At 68.7% G+C, this 4,449-nt stretch carries 3 protein-coding genes; all 3 read left to right on the forward strand.

The genetic code is table 11. The annotated features are described in order from the left end of the window. The first annotated feature begins 632 nt into the window (after nucleotides 1–632). The 3 genes from LIU39_RS34535 to LIU39_RS34545 are packed head-to-tail and all read left to right on the forward strand — an operon-like array spanning nucleotide 633 to nucleotide 2,534. Nucleotides 633–1,439 (forward strand): hypothetical protein, encoded by an 807-nt coding sequence (locus tag LIU39_RS34535; RefSeq protein ID WP_227050937.1) that lies wholly within the window; start codon nucleotides 633–635, stop codon nucleotides 1,437–1,439. Between the two features lie 58 nt (nucleotides 1,440–1,497). Next, nucleotides 1,498–2,082, forward strand: a complete 585-nt coding sequence (locus tag LIU39_RS34540) for a hypothetical protein (protein ID WP_227050938.1) — start codon at nucleotides 1,498–1,500, stop codon at nucleotides 2,080–2,082. After that, nucleotides 2,079–2,534 (forward strand): hypothetical protein, encoded by a 456-nt coding sequence (locus tag LIU39_RS34545; RefSeq protein WP_227050939.1) that lies wholly within the window; start codon nucleotides 2,079–2,081, stop codon nucleotides 2,532–2,534. The genes LIU39_RS34540 and LIU39_RS34545 overlap by 4 nt, the downstream gene beginning before the upstream one ends. Nucleotides 2,535–4,449: the final 1,915 nt, after the last annotated feature.

Consider the following 4,449-nt stretch of genomic DNA (forward strand, 5'->3'; position numbering starts at 1 on the left):
AGACACACGCCCGGCATCGCCAACACGACCTCTCAAACACCCCGACAGCCCCGGCGGAAATCCCACTCCTACCTGTCACACCCCAGGTCAGCAGCCTGCCTTCTGCAAGATCTAATGAGAAGGGACACTGTCTCAGCGAAGGTTGACCGCTTCGGCAGGCCGCGCCGGATAGGCGACCGATGATCGTTTCGGTTACTGGTGTGTCTTGGGTGTCTCAGGCCAGCCTCGGGACAGCCGGTAGCACCTGCGTGAGCACCACCGTCGGTCCCTGCCGTTCGCGTGGCGGTGGAATGGCTTCTGGCATTGTTCGCAGATCAGCGGGTTGAAGAAGGTGGCTGGGTCATGGCCGCGGGATGCCCATGTGCGGCATCGGCGGCTGCACCAGCGCCGATGGGGATCAGACGGGGATTTCGTCTCTATCGGGGTTCCGCAGAACGCGCATGTCAGTGAGGGCAGGGGAAGTCCGTGCCGCTCGATCATCCAGTCCCAGCGGGAGATCTGTCGGCTGCATCTCTCCGAGCAGGTGCGCTCGGATATCGGAGCACCTCTTTCGCGCCAGCCGGACGGCGCAATCCGGCCGATCACTGTCAAGTGGCTTGCCATGTAAAACCGCTTTACAGCACTCTCGGTGTGTGAGTACCACACGAGACGAAGCACTCGCCGCACTGCGGGGCTGGTCGAAGCCCGGACGCCGGGCCGACCTGATCGCCGCCGCATGGCAGGCGGGCGAGACCAACGTCGTCGCCCTTGCCGAGGCCGCGCGCATCAGCCGGCCGACCGTGTACGCCGATCTGCGTTCCCGGGGCATCGACCCCGACCACCGACCGAAAGGCAGCAGCGTGATCACGAACCTCTCTCCCCTCAACATCGAGGGATTCACCGGCGTTGGTGAACGGATGGACGCCGAGTACGACGCGGCCCTGCGCCGGTGGCTCGACGTGCGTCCGGGCATCAACCCGCGTGGCCCCCAGGCCCACGCCGAGGGCATGCGACTGGCGGCCTTGATGGACACCGTCGCCCGCTACGCCGACGTGCGCGACCTGCTGGCCCACGAGCAGACTGCCCGCGCCGAGCGCGACCGCCTGCTGCACCAGGTCGAACTGCGCTGGGAGGCACTGAGCACCGCCTCAGCCTGGCTGGCTGCCCACCACGCCTACGTCCTCGCGGTCGACGAGGCCCGCATCGCTATCGACATGTGGTGTGAGCGCGCCGACCACGCCCTTGCCCGGCCGTTCTTCTGGGACTCGACGAGGGGCGAAGCTGCGTATCGGCAGATTCGGGAGGCCGGATTCCCCGCTTTGGAGGAGGCACAAGCCGACCTCGACCGGACGCCGGCACCGACCGCCGAGCGGCTGCGCGCCAACCTCGACCAGGCGCACGAGCGCCGCACCGAGCTGGCTGCCCAGACCCTCCCGTTCGCCCAGTCCGCCGCCCGCTGACCCCGCCGCTCAACAAGCAGAAGGAGCCCCGCGCTCGCGAGGCCCCGAAGGAGAAAGCATGACGACCGACACCACTTCCGTCCGCGGCAGTGACGCCGAGCCGACCGAAAAGGAACTTCGCGACCTCGCCGCCGAGCACAACATCGCCATTCCGAACCGGCCGCCCCTCGGCCTGGTCCGACGCAGCCGGTACGACAACCTCTCCGACGACCTCGTCGCCGCCCTCGTGGCGCTGGCCAAGGCCAAGGACGACGTGCGCTATTGGATGGGTCGTTTCGACGAGGCACACGACCGCGCGACCGCAGCCGACCTTTCCGCGACCGCGGCGCGCGCCGCCTACGACGTCGCCAACGAGCGCGCCGAGCAGGCCGAGGCCGAACGCGACCAGCTCAAGCAGCACCAGGATGACGAGACCGACCCGCAGCCCCCGGCCGGTACCGCGCACTACACGTACGGCGCCGCCGAGATGGCCCAGCACCTCGAAGACGGGTGCGCGGACTGCGCGGCCACGCTGCCCGACCAGTCCGACATCTTCCTGGTCGAGGTCGCGCACGCGGCACGGGACGCCGGCGCGGCTGTAGCGCTCTTCCTGCTCCTCCAGGACCTCGACCGCCGCAACCTCGTGAAGAAGGAGACCCCGTGACCTATGAGACCGATCTCGCCGCTGCCAAGCGTGCCCGCCGCGCCTGGGGCTGCACCTGCGGCACCGATAACCCGCCGCACTACGACGCCTGCCATGCCTGCCAGCGCCCGTCGTGGACCTGCGCCACCTGCGACACCGTCAACACCTGTGGCCGCAGCGCCTGCAACGAGTGCGCCGACGACATGCCCGCCGAGTTGCTCGGGGACCGCTCCGAGGGGTTCGAGATGACCTACCCGGAGTGGATCAACACCCAGGTCGGCCCCCGCGTTGTCGGGGGCCGCTACGACCATGGAGACAGCGCAAGCGCGTACGAGGTCCTCGCCATCGACCGCGGCCCCCGCCCCACCTGGCCCGTCTGGCAGATCACCGCCCGCTACGACCGCGACGGCCAGGACACCACGCACTGCTCCGGCTGGGACGCGGGCAAGGACCGCACCCTCTCCACGCCGTAGGCACTGCACCCGGTATCCGCGCGGTACGCCGTGCATACGAAGGGCGCCCGCAGCCATTGGAGCTGGCTGCGGGCGCCCTTCGGCAACTGTAGTTGGCAGCATGGCGATTGGCCGCCGGGCGGGTGTTGGAGGAGTGCCCGCCTGTGGTGATGTCCGGGCCGGGTTCGCCACCGTACTGCTCCGGCGCTTGACATGGTTGGTAGGATCGCCCAGGTACGAAGTGGCGTTAAGCGATTCTGCTGACGCCCGGTCGCTCGTTGTTCTTTCTGGTGGCCGGCCGGGCGGGTTGGTCGCGTGTGACCTCGGCAGCCCTTCTGCGTGCGGTTGCTGTAGCCGTGTTGAGGGGCCCGTAGCCGACCGGCTGCGGGCCCCTCAACTGTTCGGGGTGTTTACTGCTGGCTGTTTCCGGTGCCTCGGTGGTCGGTGGCTGCTGTAACTGTGACTGCGGCGCCGATAATTGCGGCGGCGCTGCCTGCGGCTTGGAGGGCCTGTGCCAGGGGTGGGTAGGTCAGGGAGAGGAGGCCGCAGGCGGTTGCGGTGATGAGCAGGGCCGCCACGGCCGTTACGGCTGGTGTGCGCCTCGTCTGGTGGGTGGCCGGCACGTCCGTCGGCACGGCATCCGGCTCGGCCGCGGGCGCGGCGGCCGCGTGGGCCGTTGCTGTACTTCCGGTGGCGGTGGCGGTGGCGGTGCCTCCGTAGGAGATGGCGTAGGCGGTTGCGGCCGGGGCCTGCGGTGTTCCTGCCGCGGGCTGCTGGGGGGCCGTGGGCGGTGCGAACTGCCCCGGCACCGGTACGGGTGCCGGGGCGGGCATCGGTGTCGGTGTTTGCGGTCGTACCGGGAAGGGCTGTGCGGGGGCCTGACGGTGGGTCGGGTCGGTCGTCATCGGGTCTCTCTCGTCGGGTGCTGCGTGCACCGGGTTGTGCCTTGGTGGCGTGGTCGGGCCACCCTCACGGCCGTTTCCTGTGGGATCCAGTTTTCGCGAATCTGCCGAATTCCCTGGTCAGAGCGCATCTGACGGGGTTTGAGCGGGGGTTCGCGGGAGGTGGACGGCAGGGGTCGGCGCTGCTACGTGCCGGGTGGTGGCAGCACCATGCGGGCGCCGTGGGTTAGCGGCGCAAGCGCGGTCCTGGGGGTGCCGAAAGACTTACCTGTGACCGGCTTCCATTCAAGGGATGCCGCGGTCGGATCCGCGGCGGGCCGGCAACCGGGCCGTGCGTACCGGGAATTGGTGGGCGGTGGGCTGCTCGGCGGGCAGTTGCTCGATGCGACCGGCTGGAGGAGGAGGCGTTCGGCGGTGGCGTGTGCCTCATCACCGGGGACGGTGCAGATGGTCCGGGAGGCTGTGCCGCGTCGGGTCGCTCGGCGGGGATCCGTGGAAGGGCGTGGTCCTGGAGTCGGACGCCGACCGGATGGCCGAGGGGCGTGCCGTCGCGTCACCTCTGGTGCTGGGAAGGTGCATTGGGGCGGGCGTTCGCGCCCGTGCTTGACATCGTTGGTAGGATCGCCTCAGGCACGAAGTGGCGTCAAAGCGATTCTGCTGACGCCCACCGCTCGGTGTCCTTTCTCGTGACGGTCGGCCGGCCGAGGTGGTCGGCCATCACCTCAGCGGTCCTCCCGCACCAGTGACCTCCCGTCACGCAGACGACAAGCCACACCCCCTCCACGTAGTCAGCCAAAGCGCCCGAAGGGCGCCAAAAGGAAATCCCGCCCGAAGGGTGGTATTTCCATGAGGAGTTGGAGCGAAGCGCAAACTCCCCACCAAAAGACGCGAAGCGGCTGTTAGTTATGCGAAGCATGACTAACCATCAAAAAGCCGCGAAGCGGCGCCAAGTGGAGCGAAGCTCCACAACACCCACCAAAGGTCACGTAGTGACCGCGCCTTCCGCTCCGCGGAAGTGACGCGCGGTCACTACG

Origin of the sequence: Streptomyces pinistramenti (assembly GCF_020564935.1) — a bacterium.
GTDB lineage: Bacteria > Actinomycetota > Actinomycetes > Streptomycetales > Streptomycetaceae > Streptomyces > Streptomyces pinistramenti.

Excerpts from the sequence above, each read along its gene's own strand:
- LIU39_RS34540 (WP_227050938.1), top strand. The coding sequence starts at position 1,498 with ATGACGACCGACACCACTTCCGTCCGCGGCAGTGACGCCGAGCCGACC.